The sequence below is a fragment of the Paenibacillus sp. EKM206P genome (assembly GCF_011066155.1).
GTDB lineage: Bacteria > Bacillota > Bacilli > Paenibacillales > Paenibacillaceae > Paenibacillus > Paenibacillus polymyxa_D.
On sequence record NZ_JAAMNQ010000002.1, the window covers coordinates 163110 to 180073 of the forward strand.

General features: G+C 43.7%; 18 protein-coding genes. 10 read left to right on the forward strand and 8 right to left on the reverse strand.

Annotated features, from left to right (window positions below):
• Positions 1 to 4: 4 nt before the first annotated feature.
• Together G9G53_RS04470 and G9G53_RS04475 are read right to left on the reverse strand one after the other, a co-directional pair.
• Positions 5 to 583: a TetR/AcrR family transcriptional regulator gene (locus G9G53_RS04470; protein WP_029518833.1), complete on the reverse strand. Its 579-nt coding sequence runs from the start codon at positions 581 to 583 to the stop codon at positions 5 to 7.
• Positions 584 to 716: 133 nt separating this feature from the next.
• Positions 717 to 1262, reverse strand: a complete 546-nt coding sequence (locus tag G9G53_RS04475) for a glutathione peroxidase (protein WP_165145594.1) — start codon at positions 1260 to 1262, stop codon at positions 717 to 719.
• A 278-nt stretch (positions 1263 to 1540) separates the two neighbouring features.
• Between G9G53_RS04475 and G9G53_RS04480 the strand changes: the two genes are divergently transcribed.
• Positions 1541 to 2269 (forward strand): YheC/YheD family protein, encoded by a 729-nt coding sequence (locus G9G53_RS04480; RefSeq protein WP_029518831.1) that lies wholly within the window; start codon positions 1541 to 1543, stop codon positions 2267 to 2269.
• A 115-nt stretch (positions 2270 to 2384) separates the two neighbouring features.
• Here G9G53_RS04480 and G9G53_RS04485 read toward each other — a convergent pair whose 3' ends face one another.
• Together G9G53_RS04485 and G9G53_RS04490 are read right to left on the reverse strand one after the other, a co-directional pair.
• Positions 2385 to 3095: an SDR family oxidoreductase gene (locus G9G53_RS04485; protein ID WP_165145597.1), complete on the reverse strand. Its 711-nt coding sequence runs from the start codon at positions 3093 to 3095 to the stop codon at positions 2385 to 2387.
• Between the two features lie 32 nt (positions 3096 to 3127).
• Positions 3128 to 3679, reverse strand: coding sequence for an NAD(P)H-dependent oxidoreductase (locus tag G9G53_RS04490; protein ID WP_165145600.1), 552 nt, complete (start codon positions 3677 to 3679; stop codon positions 3128 to 3130).
• 161 nt (positions 3680 to 3840) lie between these two features.
• Here G9G53_RS04490 and G9G53_RS04495 point away from each other — a divergent pair, with 161 nt between their 5' ends.
• Both G9G53_RS04495 and G9G53_RS04500 read left to right on the forward strand, forming a co-directional pair.
• The gene (locus tag G9G53_RS04495; protein WP_029518827.1) at positions 3841 to 4191 is read left to right on the forward strand and encodes a winged helix-turn-helix transcriptional regulator; all 351 of its coding nucleotides are present in this window, start codon (positions 3841 to 3843) and stop codon (positions 4189 to 4191) included.
• A gap of 163 nt (positions 4192 to 4354) precedes the next feature.
• Positions 4355 to 4843 (forward strand): hypothetical protein, encoded by a 489-nt coding sequence (locus G9G53_RS04500; protein ID WP_165145603.1) that lies wholly within the window; start codon positions 4355 to 4357, stop codon positions 4841 to 4843.
• Between the two features lie 88 nt (positions 4844 to 4931).
• Here G9G53_RS04500 and G9G53_RS04505 read toward each other — a convergent pair whose 3' ends face one another.
• Positions 4932 to 5672 (reverse strand): SDR family NAD(P)-dependent oxidoreductase, encoded by a 741-nt coding sequence (locus tag G9G53_RS04505; protein WP_165145606.1) that lies wholly within the window; start codon positions 5670 to 5672, stop codon positions 4932 to 4934.
• Positions 5673 to 5829: 157 nt separating this feature from the next.
• On the opposite strand from G9G53_RS04505, the gene G9G53_RS04510 reads away from it, so the two are divergent.
• The gene (locus tag G9G53_RS04510; protein ID WP_165145609.1) at positions 5830 to 6735 is read left to right on the forward strand and encodes a LysR family transcriptional regulator; all 906 of its coding nucleotides are present in this window, start codon (positions 5830 to 5832) and stop codon (positions 6733 to 6735) included.
• 93 nt (positions 6736 to 6828) lie between these two features.
• Here G9G53_RS04510 and G9G53_RS04515 read toward each other — a convergent pair whose 3' ends face one another.
• Positions 6829 to 7698 (reverse strand): AraC family transcriptional regulator, encoded by an 870-nt coding sequence (locus G9G53_RS04515; RefSeq protein ID WP_165146382.1) that lies wholly within the window; start codon positions 7696 to 7698, stop codon positions 6829 to 6831.
• A gap of 249 nt (positions 7699 to 7947) precedes the next feature.
• Between G9G53_RS04515 and rlmN the strand changes: the two genes are divergently transcribed.
• The 5 genes from rlmN (at position 7948) to G9G53_RS04540 (ending at position 13474) form a co-directional block, all read left to right on the forward strand.
• Positions 7948 to 9045, forward strand: coding sequence for a 23S rRNA (adenine(2503)-C(2))-methyltransferase RlmN (gene rlmN, locus G9G53_RS04520; protein ID WP_165145612.1), 1098 nt, complete (start codon positions 7948 to 7950; stop codon positions 9043 to 9045).
• A 139-nt stretch (positions 9046 to 9184) separates the two neighbouring features.
• A complete protein-coding gene (locus G9G53_RS04525) occupies positions 9185 to 9886 on the forward strand; it encodes a dihydroorotate dehydrogenase electron transfer subunit (protein WP_029518821.1) in 702 nt (233 codons plus the stop codon).
• Positions 9867 to 10799, forward strand: coding sequence for a dihydroorotate dehydrogenase (locus tag G9G53_RS04530; RefSeq protein WP_025719854.1), 933 nt, complete (start codon positions 9867 to 9869; stop codon positions 10797 to 10799). The genes G9G53_RS04525 and G9G53_RS04530 overlap by 20 nt, the downstream gene beginning before the upstream one ends.
• A gap of 291 nt (positions 10800 to 11090) precedes the next feature.
• A complete protein-coding gene (locus G9G53_RS04535) occupies positions 11091 to 12740 on the forward strand; it encodes an ATP-binding protein (RefSeq protein WP_238437913.1) in 1650 nt (549 codons plus the stop codon).
• Entirely contained in the window at positions 12737 to 13474 is a 738-nt protein-coding gene (locus G9G53_RS04540; RefSeq protein ID WP_029518819.1) for a response regulator, read from the forward strand. Before G9G53_RS04535 ends, G9G53_RS04540 begins: the two co-directional genes overlap by 4 nt.
• A 51-nt stretch (positions 13475 to 13525) precedes the next feature.
• On the opposite strand, the gene G9G53_RS04545 is transcribed toward G9G53_RS04540, so the two are convergent.
• Both G9G53_RS04545 and G9G53_RS04550 read right to left on the reverse strand, forming a co-directional pair.
• A complete protein-coding gene (locus G9G53_RS04545) occupies positions 13526 to 14545 on the reverse strand; it encodes a 2-hydroxyacid dehydrogenase (protein ID WP_165145618.1) in 1020 nt (339 codons plus the stop codon).
• Positions 14546 to 14562: 17 nt separating this feature from the next.
• The gene (locus G9G53_RS04550) at positions 14563 to 15618 is read right to left on the reverse strand and encodes an AEC family transporter (RefSeq protein WP_165145621.1); all 1056 of its coding nucleotides are present in this window, start codon (positions 15616 to 15618) and stop codon (positions 14563 to 14565) included.
• Positions 15619 to 15957: 339 nt separating this feature from the next.
• On the opposite strand from G9G53_RS04550, the gene mmuM reads away from it, so the two are divergent.
• Positions 15958 to 16905, forward strand: a complete 948-nt coding sequence (gene mmuM / locus G9G53_RS04555; RefSeq protein WP_165145624.1) for a homocysteine S-methyltransferase — start codon at positions 15958 to 15960, stop codon at positions 16903 to 16905.
• Positions 16906 to 16964: the final 59 nt, after the last annotated feature.

Here is a 16964-nt window from a genome sequence, read left to right on the forward strand (position 1 = left end):
TATTTTAAGTGATTCCTTTTTCTAAAAGCATCCACACATCCGAAAACTCCCGATTAATCACGGGATTCTTCCATTCGTAAGCATGAGCGGGATGATGAAAACGGGCTGTGGCATAGAAAAGGGTACGCGCCAGTTGGGCTGGCTGATCCGATGTGATGTCTCCGCGTATAATGATATCAGCGAGCTGATCCACAATGTGGGCGATATGCTGGTCGATTAAATCAGCCGCTTGCTCGGTGACCCTCGTATACATCTCAAACATTTCCTCGTCGTCGCGGGCATAATACTGCTTAAGTTCGACCAAGGTCTGTATATATCGTTTTAAATGTGGCGTTCCCAGTATAGATGAATTCTGACAGACCTCCGTTAATGGGCCGATAATCTTTTCATTCAGCCATTTTTCGGTCACACCTTCAAGAAGCTCGGCTTTACTTTTAAAGTGTCGGTAAATGGTGCCATGACTTACTCCCAATACTTTGGCAACATCGGTCACGGAGGTTTTGGCTATACCAAAACGCCTAAGTGTGTCTTCTGTAGCGATAAGAATCTGTTCCTTGGTTAGCACATCTGAGGATTTTTCCATAGGGACACGGTCAAGTGCCGTGTGAGTCACCTCCTTAAAGTCAGGATAACATAAAGGGTATCAAATGACAAATATACGTTTTTGTCATTCGATACCCTTTTTTTAAAAGAATCCAAAGAAGTGAACAGAAATACTACAATAACGATTCGATGACGGGATCAATGGCCCAGGGCTCCGTTGTTACTTCAAATCTCCCTTGCACATGGCCATCGCGATCGACCAAGAATTTAGAAAAATTCCACTTGATACCGTCGCCAGCGTATATATCCGGATACTTATCCCGCAGGAAATCCTCCATCCATTGACCGTCTTTGGTCTGGATATCGAAGCCTTGAAACGGTGCCTGTTGGGTCAGATATTGAAATAAAGGATGAAGAGATAAGCCTCTTACATCCGTCTTCTCAAATAGTGGGAAGGTTACTCCATGGTTAATTTGGCAAATTCCCTGAACCTCCGAATTGCTACCCGGCTCTTTTTTATTGAATTGGTTACAAGGAAATGCAAGGATTTCAAAACCTTGTTCCCTCCGTTTTTCGTAGAGCTTTTGCAGATCAGTGAATTGACTGGAGAAGCTACACATGCTGGCAGTGTTTACAATAAGGAGAATCTTACCTCTATAGTCTGAGAGTTCAATCGGTTCCCCATTAATTGAGGTTGCTTGAAAATCATAAATAGACATGTTAACGTTCCTCCTCACGTTATTTTTTAATACATCATATATCCAGAATTGTTATTGGTCTAATATATTATTGGAATCAACCTTATAGGTATTTACAATAATCTTGTCATGTAAAGACACATTGTCCATCTCTCTCTTGAAACCAAAGAAGACTCGACTTGAGAAAGTAGGAGATTTGCCTCTTCATAGCAAACTGTGGCATTCGCCGTTACCAAGATAGAATATAGATGCATATTCATGTAGTGTGTGCAAAAACCCAACAGAATCGAGGGATATTCGTGCCCATTGGAAAGATGATTCAATACAAGGAAATGCGACAACATCCCATTTTACGTTCTCACTTGCCCGAAACCCGCTGGATCAGTAATGCAAGGACTTTACGGATGCTGGATACCTATCGCACAGTTTTCATCAAGCCTAATTATGGGAGTGGAGGGACTGGCATCATACGTGCGAAAAAGCTGGGGAGGAAATATGAGGTTCGTTGTGGCTCCAGTCGCAGAATCGTTAGATCCCACGCTGTAAGAAGAGCAGTTAGAACCTATCGGAGACCTCATCGTCGTTATTTGGTACAGCAAGGACTTAAGTTAGCCAAGTACAAAGGTTCGATTTTTGATGCCAGAGTGTATATGCAGAAGCCGGAATCGGAATGGGTCATTTCAGGAATAACCGGCCGTGTCGCTGCACCTCGAAAAGTCGTTACCAACTATCGGAAGGGAGGACATGCGGCGCCGTTGTCCAAAGTGCTTTTAAGGGTCTTTAAAAATGACAGAACAAAAATGAAAGAGATTCTGGACCAGGTCACCGAGCTTTCTAGAATCATTGCCGACACGATAGATAAAAATCATCCGGTTCGCGAGTTGGGCATCGATCTTGCTATTGAGAAGAGCGGCCAAATTTGGATTATCGAGGCCAATCCGCATCCCGGACATATGTTGTTCAGGCAGCTCCCCAATCACAAGATGATTCGCAACATCTTGAGAAACAAACGTCGTATACATCATTAGGATAAAGTTTGTGAAATCATTCATGGATAAGAAAAGGAGGAGAACGCCCAAGCCAAGGTGCGGGAGCGTTCTCCGTTTTTTTTGGTAAATGACTGACAGATTTAGGACGAAGCTTTTATGTTAAAATGTGTCCGCCATCCACATGAAGGACTGTTCCGGTCACAAACTGATTTTGAATCAAATAAAGTACGCCTCGTGCAACATCCTCCGCAAGTCCAACTCGCTTCACAGGGAGCTTATGCGCGACTGTATCATAGAATTGATTGCGTGTATTTTCAGGCATTTTGCTACGGGAAGGTGTGTCAATAATGCCGGGTGAGACGACATTCACGCGGATGGGAGCAAGTTCTAACGCCAAGGTTTGACCAAGATTCGCAACGGCTGCATTCACAGCACCGAGCGCAGAGGAGCCAATCATCGGCTTGTATGCCACCACTCCTGAAAATAAGGTAATGGAACCCTCGGCTGAGAGTTGGGAAGCTCCGTATTTAGCTGCATAATACTGGCCCCAAAATTTGTTTTCGAATAGCTTGCGGGCTTGAACCGTCTCCGACTGAAGGAATGACCCACCTGATGTTTCTGCCGCGCTAACGATAAGATGATCATAGGGGCCGACTTTTTCGAAGAAAGATTTTACCTGCTGCTCATCTGACGTGTCCAGCACATGTATTACAGCACGAGGGCCCAGCATTTCTTTGGCCTTGTGCAATTTATCCTCCGAGCGGCTGGCGATTACCACTTCCGCTCCAAGCGAAATGACTTGCTTAGCTGTTTCTAAACCAATACCTGAGCTTCCACCAATAATGACAATCTTTTGGTTTTGCAAATGGATTCCCTCCTAGTATTCATCTGGATTTGTTAATCATGTAATACGGCTTGTAGATGTGTATCAAGATCAGCAATAAATTTAGGTATATTTGGATTTTTAATAACATCGTAGCATGCAAAGCTTTTCAAGGGCTTCATACCGAGAAATGTATGCGCAGAATGCAAATGACGGAGTGCAGCTTCTAGACTAGCCCCATTAAAAAATTGAGTTGGATCATTAAAGGCTTTTTCCGGAGCATTCCAAGTTGTGGAGAACATATATTTCTTGTCGGTTAATAAACCTCCGCTCCCATATTCATGAGCACCCGTGAAGAATACACCGTAAGCATAGACTTCATCCATATAAGTCTTTAATAATCCAGGAACGCTGAACCAGTAGATGGGGGTTTGGTAAATGACTACATCCGCCCATAAAAATTTTTCTTGTTCTTCGCTGAGGGTATAGCCGTCTTGAACAGACGTTATTTTGATTTTGTTCTCTTCACTTAAGAGACGCACCATATTGTCTATCAATGTTTGGTTCAATTTCCCTTCAGACGAATCATATTTTTGATGACCGTTAATGATTAGTATATTTTTCATCTCTTCACCTCCTTGTATTAGAGAAAACGTTAGTTGCTACAGCGATATTGTATATGTAGTAAGTTTATTTAGGGAAGTAGTGATATTTAATTCATATAGTTTCCCTAAAGGAACTATTGTGATATCATTGGGTTTAACAGATAATTTTTGGGGGAGTTCCTATGCACGACCAAGAACCTATTGAATTGACCAAAGGAATACCCGGCAAGCCGTGTCCTATTGCCCAAACACTTGATTTGATCGGAACGAAATGGACTTTTTTAATCATCCGTGACCTGCTTATCGAAGGAACACTGAGATTCAGCCAACTTCAGAAGTCCATGAAGGGGATTAGTCCCAAAACGCTTTCCCTACGCCTGAAAGAGCTTGAAGATAACGGTCTGTTAGAGAGAAAGGTATATGCCGAGGTTCCTCCGCGTGTTGAATATTCGTTAACGGAAAAGGGGAAGCGACTTGAAGGTGTTTTTATTGAGCTGAAGAGATTTGGCTTAGATTTAAAAGCAGATCATTGAGGGATATGAACTGCAACATTCCAAGGTATCGTTGAGCTGAACGATGCCTATTTCTTATATTCTAAAAAAGAAAACGTTTGCCAAAAAGTTCACAGAAAGTTCACTTATGTGGAGGTTTCGACTATTTATATAATTACCAAGGTACACAGAAGGGATGATGGAATTGCCAACAACGAAGAAGGAAGATTTTTATTTTGGTTTCATGATGTGCTTGGGGATGGTCGTATTCATGACATTTTATAATCTATATACAAATGACTTGATTGGCACAATCTCTCTAAAAGTAATGTTTCTTCAATTTATTTTATGTTTTATCATTGCTTTCGTATTGGAATTGTTTATTGTCGGTCCATTAGCAAAGAAAATAGCCTTCTCATTACCATACGATAAATCCAAAAAGGTATTTGTGATTCTGTCCCTTTCATGCTGTATGGTCATTGGAATGGTTCTCTGTATGTCACTTTATGGATTGGGGACAGCTTACTTTTTTAATGGTCTTTCGGGAGATTCATTATTTAAAAATTACTTATCTTTAGTTTTTAAGAATTTTATTTTTGCTTTCCCTCTGCAGCTCTTAATTGTAGGGCCGCTTGTTCGGTACTTATTTGCTAAATTCGTGAAAGGTACACGAATTGCGGTATCTTTAAGCTAAAACGTAGTTTAACGACGGTATACGATAGCTCAAAAGCCGCCTACTGTCTGAGAAGGCGGCTTGTTTTTACTCAGAAGTCCCAGTATCTTTACAGCGTTTGTCCGCTGTCTACCGTAATAATCTGGCCTGTCATGGCTTCCTGTTCCAAAGCAGAGCAGATCATGCTGGCGATATCTTCGGGCGTGGAAATGCGCTGTAGGAGTAAATGAGGAGCCAATGTTTTCATTTGCTCTTCCCTGCCTGACCACCATCTTGTCGCTACAGCTCCCGGCACGATGCAATTGACGCGAATATCCGGCGCAAGTGCCCGTGCTAAAGATTTGGTCAGCCCGTGGACGGCCGCTTTGGATACCGCATAGGGAAGCGAAGAACCTAGCCCTGTTTGCCCTGCTATACTTCCCAGATTGACGATAGCTCCTTGTTTACTACGCTTCATAAAAGGAGCTACGGCTCTGGCACAGTAAAACATGCCTTTTACATTTACATCAAATAGATCATCCCATACCTCTTTCGTGGCTGCCTCCAGATCATCCATCGGAATGTGATGTGTAATGCTAGCGTTATTCACGAGTATATTAATCGTACCGAATTGCTGGACAATCTGGTCAACCATAGTTCGAACTTCCTGATCTCGGGAAACATCTGCCTGTAATGCGATAGCACGTCCGCCCTTTTCAAGGATCATACGTACAGTTTCCTCTGCATCGTTTTTAGAGCGGGAATAGTTTACGACTACCGTAGCTTTTCGATCTGCCAAGGCCATACACACGGCTCTCCCAATTCCTGTACCTCCACCTGTAACCAATGCTACTTTTTGATGTAAATCCATGTATATTCGCTCCTTCTCCATCCAGTTCATTTGCGTCTGAAAAATAATACGATCTGATATGTATCATTGTAGAGGAGGTACTGTATTCTGTATAATTGAATTAAATGAATTTACAATTCAATAAAATTGAATCAATTGTGCATACAGGAGTCTGATAATGGACATTAAAACACTCAAAACATTTCAAATGATTGTGAATTACGGAAGTTTTATGCGTGCAGCGGAAGAGTTGAATTATGCACAATCTACCGTGACGATGCAAATACAGAAGCTGGAGTCCGATATGGGAATTCAACTGATCGAACGGGGCAAGAAAATAAAGTTAACTGAAGCGGGCAGGCTGTTTTACGAGCAAAGTCTACATATTGTAAAGGATATGGAGCAATTGCAGGAAAATATGGACAATCTGCAAAGAGGGACCGCAGGCGACATTCGTATAGGAGTGACCGAACCGACTGCCAGTTATCGACTACCAGGAATTCTAAAGCGTTTCTTAACCCATTATCCGAACATTCGGGTTTCTGTTGAGTTTGGAAATACCCCTACCTTAAGCGAGCGTATTCTCAAGGGGGATATTGACTTAGCGCTGTGTTCCACACCAGATTTGGGCACAGAGCTATATTTTGAGCCTTTATTTAGGGAGAAATTTGTAGTTTTAATGCCTGAAAATCACTCGCTTGCGGAAAAAGAAAACATTGGGCCGGAGGATTTACAGGGGCAGCGGTTGCTTATTACGTCGGCTACCTGTCCCTATCGTCGCAAACTTGAAATGGTCATGAAGGAATATGGAATAACCACATTAAATACGATGGAAATTGGCAGCATGACGGCTCTGAAATTTTATGTGGAAAGCGATTTAGGGATTGCACTTGTGCCACAAATTCTGGTCAGTTCTGTCCCGGCAGGAACAACGGTGAGGGAATTAAGCGGCAGCCTGATTGATATGACCTTCGGACTTCTCTGCAAAGCAACAGACTATCCGCTAAAGCCGGCAGGTTCAAGGCTATATTCTGTGTTGAAGCAGGAGCTTGGGGGATTGCATGCGACCATTAAGCTAGAGTAGCGAGTATGCAGGGAAGTGTGTTATCTGTCACCTTATGATGTAAAGGCAGTACGGTATAAAAACCGACTGCGATACGCAGTCGGTTCGGTTTGTTTACTTTTTCTTAATCGGAATCCAAACTTCACTTCGGTAGTCTTCAGCATGTGAATCTCCCATAGTATACACTTCCAGTTCCGGCCCGCCTGAATGCTCATAATTACTGGCAGGGAACCATTCTTGGAAAATTCTTTGCCATACCTTTTGGATCGAGTAAGGCATAGGGCCGATGGATGTAAACACTGCCCAGGTTGAAGCCGGAATGGTTCTGGATTCCAGCCCATTCGCGGTCGCTACGTCTTCGCTGCCTTCTGCGGCGATTAAGTAGCTAAACGTCTCCTCTCCATGTTTCATGTCCAAACATATACCGAGTATATCATCGCCTGTTCCCAAGGCATGAATCCGATCCGATGTACCATCCGCATTTAGTTCGTTCCAGAATTTTGGGATTTCTCGAAGATTATCGCCGTTCTTAGTGGTGACTTGAATGGACTTGCCAATGACCGTAAAGGCCGCTTTCTCTACAATTTTGTAATCCATTTCCTGATCTCCCTTCAACGATAGATGGAAGGTGATGCGTGGAAAGGCTTTCAGGTTCACCCCAGGGCTTCTGGCCTCAGAGGGAGAAATACCGTGTATCTTTCGGAACGCTTTAGAAAAAGATTCGGGGGAATCATATCCGTATTTGAACGCTACATCCAGCACCTTGGCGGAAGAAAGACTCAATTCCTGAGCAGCCAAGGTCAATCGACGTTTGCGCACATATTCTGCTACCGTGAAGCCAGTTAGCATATGAAACATTCGCTGAAAATGAAAAGGAGACGAATAGGCTGCCTTTGCAATTTCATCGATATCGAGTGGCTGCTGCATTCTCTCTTCCATCAGATCCAGTGCGTTCTTGATCCGAAGCAACCATTCCAACCGCATCACCTCCTTGGTTGTAATCATATCATTAGGAGTATCTGTCATCCTGTCTTTGCGTGCTCTTGTTGAACAGGAAAAACAATGTGCCTGCCCCCTTGTGTTCATAATTAAAATTTGGGACAATGAAAGAGGCGTTTAAATAGCGCAGATTGCTTAAACATGCTATGATGCAATGATCGTTGAGACGAGTCGTGATGGCTAGGGTTTATATATAGAAATACGAATTTGATTGTTTTGAAAAGAGGATCGAACATGAAAAAAGAATCCATTTATGGATTAACGCTAGATCAATTGACAGCATGGCTCATCGAGCATGGGCATAAGAAATCCCGGGCATTGCAGGTATGGGACGCATTGTACCGGAAGCGGGTTACTGATTTTGCAGCGATGGCAGAGGTTCATGAGGATTGTACACGCCTGTTGGCAGAGCACTTTTCCATTGAAACACTTGAAGAACACGTGAAGCAACAGTCAGCAGACGGGACGGTCAAGTTCTTGTTCCGGCTTCAGGATGGTAATTTGATTGAGACGGTATTGATGCGGCATAAGTTTGGCTTATCCGTATGTGTGACTACACAGGTAGGATGTAATATTGGATGTAGCTTCTGTGCGAGCGGATTGTTGAAGAAGAGCCGCGACCTATCCAGTGGTGAGATTGTAGAGCAAATTATGAAGGTCCAGCTGTATCTGGATCAGGAACGCCCGGGCGACCAGGTCAGTCATGTTGTTGTGATGGGAATTGGCGAACCGTTTGATAACTTCGTGAACCTGTCCGATTTCATTCGGGTGATTAAGGATCACAAAGGGCTAGCGATTGGGCCGCGGCATATTACCGTTTCCACAAGCGGATTGGCTGATAAAATCATTGAATTTGCAGATTCAGACCTGCATGTCAATCTGGCGATCTCCCTCCACGCCCCGAATAATGAGATTCGTACTCGCATTATGAAGATCAACCGGGCGATTCCGATTGAGAAACTCATGCAGGCGATTGATTATTATTTGGACAAAACAAATCGTCGAATTACGCTGGAGTACATCTTGCTGAAGGATGTTAATGACGGTAAGGAGCATGCGCTCGAACTGGCTGAGCTGGTGGGCCATCGTCGTAATCTGGCCAATGTCAACCTCATTCCGTACAATCCAGTAGATGAGCATAGCCAATACCAGCGGAGTGAGTCGGAGTCGATTACGGGCTTCTATGATGTGCTGAAAAAACAAGGTATTAGCTGTAGTGTTCGGCTGGAGCATGGAGTCGATATTGACGCAGCCTGCGGACAGCTACGCAGCAAACAAATCCGCAAGGATGTCAAGGGTAGCCGCGATGCAGAGCGCGAAGCCATTAGTTAAATACACAAGCGTACTCTCTAACAGGAGTACGCTTTTTTATATCACGAGCCGTAGGGCGAAACGTTACCCAGAAATGTGAAAATAGTCACGTAATAGTTGCTGCTTTTACGTTATAGTGAGTGGTTAGTGGAGGGGTTATATGGCTAACGTAATTTCGAATGTGGCGCTCGTTCCGGGCATTTATGTGATGAAAATAGAGGGAAAGTTTAAAGGGAACATGGGGCAGTTCTACATGCTGCGCAGCGGGACAGGTTACCCACTGCTACCCAGACCCATCAGCATTTATGATATCGGGGAAGAGAGTATTTCCTTTTTGTATCGGGTTGTTGGAGAGGGGACAAATTTGTTTTCCCAATTACAGCCTGGTCAGGAAATTCAGTTAGAAGGACCTTTCGGAAACGGTTTTCCGCAGGTAGAGGGCAGTTTGGCTTTAATCGGCGGTGGCATGGGTACAGCTCCGTTGCTGTTGGCTGCAAAGTATTACCCGCATGCGCATGTTTATCTAGGGTTTGCACAGCAAGCCTTCGGGGTTGAAGCGTTCGAAGCTGTGGCGGCATCTGTACAGGTCAAGGTAGGGGGAAGTATCGTCGAACAGATCGATCCGACGCTCTATGCAAATATGTTTTCCTGCGGGCCAACTCCGATGTTACAAGCACTCGCTATAAAAACGGTGGATACGTCGTCCCGCTTATATATTTCAACTGAAAGACACATGGCCTGTGGTATTGGCGCATGTTTGGGCTGTACGATGCGTACCCGTGGAGGCAATCGGAGGGTATGTAAAGAAGGGCCTGTATTCCCGGTGGAGGAGGTGGAGTTCGATGATCTCCATGGCGTGTAATATTGCGGGTGTACCGTTCAAGAACCCGATCATCATGGCTTCCGGTACGTTTGGATTCGGACGGGAGTATGCGGAATTTTATTCTCCTGAATTATTGGGCGGCATCGTCGGCAAGGGACTAACCCTGCATCCGAAGGCTGGTAATACGGGATCACGAATACATGAGACAGCATCCGGCATGCTCAATAGTGTGGGGCTGGAGAATCCGGGTGTTGCCGCCTTTTTGAAGGATGAACTGGATGACATGACTCACTGGAACACGGCTGTTATTGCCAACGTGGGCGGTTCCAATCTGGAGGAATATGTTCAGGCCGTAGCGATGATTACGGAAAATGCACAAAAGCGTCGCACGATGAACCGCAGAGGCGTTGATATGCTGGAATTGAACATTTCATGTCCCAACGTGAAGCAGGGTGGAATGCAATTTGGTATCCAGACGGAGGTAGCGCGGGAGGTTGTGCGTCAGGTGCGCAATGTGACGGCACTTCCGTTGGTTGTCAAGCTGTCTCCCAACGCAGAGAATATCACGCAGATGGCGGTTATGTGCGAGGAAGAAGGCGCAGACGGAGTTTCGTTGATCAATACATTTTCTGCGATGAAAATTGATATACGTCGGCGTCGTAGTGTTTTTGCCAATACGTATGCGGGTCTTTCCGGCCCGGCAATTAAGCCGATTGCTTTGCGTATGGTTCACCAGGTGGCACAGGCGGTGTCGATTCCGGTGATCGGGATGGGCGGGATTAGCTCAGTGGAAGATATTATTGAATTCACCATGGCAGGGGCCGCTGCCATTCAGGTAGGAACGTACAATTTTGTCCATTTACATGCAGGGGCCGAGCTGGTACATGGCCTTGAACAATGGATGCAGCGGGAAAAGGTGCAGTCATTGGATGAGATACGGGGAATTTTGTAAATTTGGAACCATTTTGCATACACTAATTCATATGAGGATTTTGCAAAATCCTGATATAAAGCCGGCTTGTCTTTTAAAGACAAGTCGGTTTTATTTATTTTACTGAAGTAGCCAAGCTTCAACTAGGTGTTAATATCGCATTTGCTCAAGATGAACGAAATTTGCCTTTCCAGCCGATGAATGGTTTGCGAAATAAGAAGGAAATTGTCAAACGATGTCGAATAACAAGGGATTATAGGGAAAGAAATAGGCTCTTATTCCTAATGGAGAGCTTAACAAAAAAGCTAGGTGATGGGGTTGCGGTCAAAAAGTAAATCGAAACCGAGACGACAATTCAAAGTTTCGCTACAATTCATGATTATTATTTTGGTTGTTTTAGTTATCATTATTTCCTTAATTATATCCTTGCTTCTCATTCGTAATTTTGTGATTAACAAGCATTTTGATAATACGAAGGAAAAACTTTCGGGTGTTGCCAAGATGGTTGCCAGTGACAACGATGTTATTCGTAATGTCGAGCAGGGAATTCCTGTGAAGCAGATTCAAGACTACTCGCTTGGAGTCATGCATAACGTTAATGTGGATTTTGTTGTCATTCTGAACCACGATTTAATTCGGCTATCTCATCCGAATGCAACGATGGTTGGCAAACCGTTCTCTGATTTGAATGATGCCAGAAGAGCGCTATCGGGTCAGGGACATTTTTCTGAGAATATAGGTATTTTGGGCAAAGGTTACCGATATTTTACGCCGATATTTAATCAACAGCATGAGGTCATTGGCATTGTATGTGTAGGGCTGACCATGAGAACCCTAAATCATGATTTGATGCAGGCGCAGTATACCATTTTTGGGGGGCTGATGCTGGGGCTCTTTAGTGGAGTTCTGGGCGCGATCATTCTGGCTCAGAAAATCAAAACCATTTTATTTGGGCTTGAGCCGCAAGAGATAGCAACACGATTGCGCGAAAAAGAAATTATTGAAAATGAGGTCGCTGAAGGAATTATAGCCATTTCGGCTGACAAGAAAATTATGCTTATGAACAAAGAAGCTCAGGCCAAGTATCAACTGGCAAACCAAGAAATGAAGGCCCCGATTGGCGAGCAGCTAGATACCAACTTTTATAACGTGCTTTTCAAGAGAGTGTTCGATGATAAAAGGAAAATCAAGGATCGCTCATTTTATGTGAATGGTATAGAGGTCATTGCGACAGTAACCCCTATATATATTGAAAATGAGTTTTTTGGGGCAGTTGCAACGCTGCGCGACCAATCCGAGATGATCCATCTCAGCAACCAGTTAAGTGGTACAAAATATTATATTAACTCCCTTCGCGGACAGACCCATGAATTTATGAACAAAATGCACGTAATATCCGGGTTGATTGAGATGAGGAAATATGCGGAGGTCAGTCAATATATTCATCAGCTAAATCACCGGTATCAAGATGAGGTAGGCTTTCTGACTGAGAGAATTAAAGTTCCGGCATTAGCAGGTTTTATTATGGGTAAAATCAACGAAGCACGCGAACAGAATATTTCGGTTCTTCTTGCAGAAAGCTCGGATGTCTCTAATGTGGAGATGCAGGATATCGTTCATGATGTCATACACATCCTGGGCAATTTTTTTGACAACGCCATAGATTCCATCTTACAAAAAAAAGAACCCGGCAAAATTGAACTGAAATTGAACTATGAGAGTGAGGGAAATGTATTCATTTTGGAAGTGAAAGATAATGGGCTGGGGATTGATTTTGAGATGCAAAAGAGAATATTCGAGCATGGTTTTTCAACCAAAGGAGAAGACAGAGGCTACGGCTTGAATCTGGTTAAAACCATGGTGGAAAATCATCAAGGAATCATTGAGCTTGATAGCCAACCGGGTCTGGGAACAAGTATATATGTAGAGTTGCCCTGTACATTGGAGGTGACAAATGAATGAAAGTTCTAATTGTTGAGGATGATCCGATGGTTGCTGAGCTCAATCAACAGTTTATCGAGCGCATGGACAATTTGGATGTTGTATGTAAGGCAGATACCGTCAAGAAAGCACAGGACTGTCTTCAAAAATGGTCACCGGATCTGGTATTACTGGACGTTTATTTACCTGGAAAAAGCGGATTAACTTTATTATCTCATATGCAGGAGCATCAATATCATGCTTCAGTTATTTTAATTACGGCTGCAAAAGATATTCAGACGGTGAAGGAAGCTGTTTTTTATGGTGTTGCAGACTATTTAATTAAACCCTTTACATTCGAACGCTTTAGACTGGCTGTTGAGAAAATCCAGCGTCTGGCCACAGTGATGGAGGAAGGGAACGGAATTAATCAAGCTGTTATTGACCATTATTTTAATAAAGAAGAGCATACGGGTGTGGAAAAGAAAAAACCTGTTGAACATCCACCGCATAATGTATCGAAAAACCTGTCTAAAAATTTGTCCAAACTGACCATGACCACAATACTGAAGAGTATTCAAGAGCTGGACGGACCCTTCTCAGTTGAAACGTTAGCTAGAGAAGTGGACTTGTCCCGTATCACGGTCAAAAAATATATTCAGTTCCTGGTGGACGATGGATTTCTCGTTGAATCGATAGAATACCACAAGGTTGGCAGACCGCTAATGCTCTATCAGTTGAATCCTGATATAAAAGAACCGCCATTTCCATTGTAATCTGGAAATAGCGGTTCTTTTTTTGTTCAACAAGAGTACCGAGCTTCCTAATTATTTCATAGAGAGGACAGGAAGTGGGACCAGGTTATCCGAAGAATGAGTTGTAACGATATCATGGAAGTTGTCGTAGCTAGTTTCAATCATGTTGGATAACGCCGTAACGGTATTCGAGCCAGCATGAGGCGTTACCAAAACTCTTGGATACAGCTCCACAAGCTTCTGGATCGTTGGGTCCGGGAGCATTTGCCATGGTTCAAACGCTTTGAAAAATAGTTCTTCCTCTTTAGGGAAGACATCTGTCCCAAATCCCTCCAAATGATTACTGAGTAAAGCGTCTAGAATGGCTTGATTATCTTGTAATTCTCCACGTGAGGTATTGATGAGGATAGATCCCTTTTTCATTTTTGCTAAAAAGCCAGCATTAATCATTTGGTCGTTCTGTCCCGGCAGATAAGGAACATGCACACTAACAACATCGCTCTCTGCCAGTAGCTCATCCAAGGTTGTGAATGGAATGACTTCCTTGGCTGCGTCGGATTGGTACACATCATAGCCGATAACAGAAGCTCCTAATCCTTTAAACAATTTGGCCTCTGTCAGACCAATGCGTCCAACCCCGATAATCCCAACTTTACAGTTATGGATCTCTTTGCTGAATGTATGCTCATCCACAATAAAATTTTTGAAAGAGCTTTTGGTAGTCATATAAGCGGTGTGACGGAACAGCATCATAGCCAAAGTTAAGGAGAGCTCGGCGATGGCATTCGGAGAGTAGGATGGCACGCGTGCCACCTTCATTCCGAATTCGCTACAGGCATCCAAATCAATGTGGTTGATTCCGACTGTTCTGGTGAAAATATATTGAATGCCGTATTCATTGAATTTTGTGATATTTTCCCGATTGGCAGCACAGTTTCCTCTTAGCAAAACGGCATCGTGATGCTGCGCCAATTGTGCATTGCTGGTGGTTAACAACTCTTCTACCAGCGTTAGTTGGAAGTTATATTTATTGAGATCCTGGAAATAGGGTTTCTCATAAGAACGGACACCATAGCAAATGATTTTTAACATGTTGTTTACCCCCTGATTTAGAAAATTCCAATTTTATCAATGACATTAAGCGTAATGATCCACACTGGAATCATGACGACAGAAGTGATAGTTGATAGAAGTGATGCATTGGAAGTCAATATGGCTTCCTTATCAAAACTGATGGCATAGGCTGCGGCTACGGTAGCTGTAGGAGTAGCCATCATGATGACAATAGTAGCTAAAGCGACAGAATCAACTGACAGAATATGAGATACAGTCAACAAGGCCAGCAAGACGATGTTAACAATAGGTACAAGCCAAACCTTAACGATGCTGTAATACCAAGAGGTCTTATCCGTAGCTGCCGACTTGAAGCTGATCTCCCCCAATGTCGAGCCAATCGATAACCAGGCTAATGGAGAAGCTAGTCCAGCTAGGTAGGTCATGGGCTTGAACAGCCAGACAGCGGTTTGATCAATTCTTAGAAAGGCGAACTGCTGAATGGCCCCATCCTCTGTAGCTACACGCATCTGTGGCAAATAACCTTGAAACAACCAAACAAACAAGCCTAGAAACGTGGCGATAACGATTGGATTCATAAACATGGTTTTGAGATTTTTAAGCTCCATTTTCAGACCGCTCATTTTGATATAGCCATAAGAGTATAAGAAAATGCGGTACCCTATGTTAAAAATGGAGCTGTACATCACTCCGGTAGGGCCGTAAATGGCTCCGACAATTGGAATCCCGAAGAAAGTCGTAGAACCGAAAATGGTTAACACCCGCAAAACATCCTGTTTATCCTTGTTGTAGCTCAGGAAGAACGGTTTAGATATAAAGATGAGAATAATATAAATTAGAACTCCCCATATTAAAACATTAATTCCTTGTTTTAACATTGTAGGATTGATATCCTGCATGAAAGAATTAAAGGCTAGCGCTGGTAGAGCCACGGTTAGAACAACCTTGGATAACATCTTTCCTACTGCTGCGTTAAAAATCCCCTTCTTGCGGCAAAAGAAACCAAGAAGGATAATAAAAACGGTGGAAGCGATAGAACTGACAATTTTGTTATCTGTTAAGGTCGCTGTAATCATTTCTAGTAAAGACATAAATAAAACCCTCTCTTGTACCTTTTTTCACATATATGACGATGCAGAATGTGACGATGCAATGCCCTGATCTTTTGGCCAAAGTGTTGGTTTGCACCTTTATAGTAAAATGACTTTGTGAAAAAAAGAACAATATCTAATTAATTTAACTTATGAAACTAATTTAAAAAATTTATACGTTACATCAGATCGCAAATGAAACGAGAGGGGACGTCTTCACTTCACAAAATGATTATTTCTTGGCTTTGTGAATGCTCATCAACATCCGTGCTATAATGTAAATCATTAAACCCTACTTGATTAGTGGGTTAAATAGAAAAGACGAGCAGGAGGGGCCGCATGAATCCGATACAACATATACTGAACGAATTTCAGCTAATCGTGCTGGATGGCGCAATGGCGACCGAGCTGGAGCGTCATGGACATGATCTGAACGATAGCTTATGGTCAGCTAAAATCCTCCATGAGCATCCGGAGTCGATCAAGCGTGTACATAGGGATTATTTTGAGGCTGGGGCAGACTGTGCGATTACTGCGAGCTATCAGGCTACCGTTGAAGGCTATGTTAAACGAGGCTTAAGCGAAGCTGAGGCGCTGGAACTGATTCAATTATCGGTGCGGATTGCTGTGCAGGCACGAGATGAGTTTTGGGCTGACGTGACGGCTACTGCAAGTCAGCGACATCGTCCCAAGCCGCTAGTTGCGGCCTCCGTTGGCCCTTACGGGGCGTTTTTGGCAGATGGATCAGAGTATCGCGGCGATTACAAGCTGAGCGAGGAACAGCTTGTGGAGTTTCACAGGCCGCGTATGAAAGCTCTGATTGAGGCGGGTGCAGATATTTTAGCTTGTGAAACGATACCCTGTCTGGTTGAAGCCAAGGCCATCGCCCGATTGCTGAAGGAATTCCCCGGCACGTATGCCTGGATCAGCTTTAGCGCAAAGGATGGACAGCATATCAGCAATGGTGAGTCTGCCGCTGCATGTGCTGAGTGGCTTAATGGGCATGAGCAAGTGGCCGCTGTAGGGGTCAATTGCACTCTGCCGAATTTCGTTCCATCGCTTATTCACGAAATACGCAATCACACGGATAAGCCTGTGGTGGTATATCCCAATCTGGGGGAGGAATATGACCCGGTCACCAAGACATGGCATGGCAGCACTTGTACAGAGACGTTCGGACAAAGTGCCCGTCAATGGTATGAAGCGGGAGCTCGTCTGATTGGCGGTTGTTGCCGGACTCAGCCGCAGGATATTGAGGAAATAGCATCGTGGACGAGAGATGTATAAACGAGGATAAGCGTAGCGCAGGGATAAAGATTAACTATAAGAGGGTAACTCGATGACCC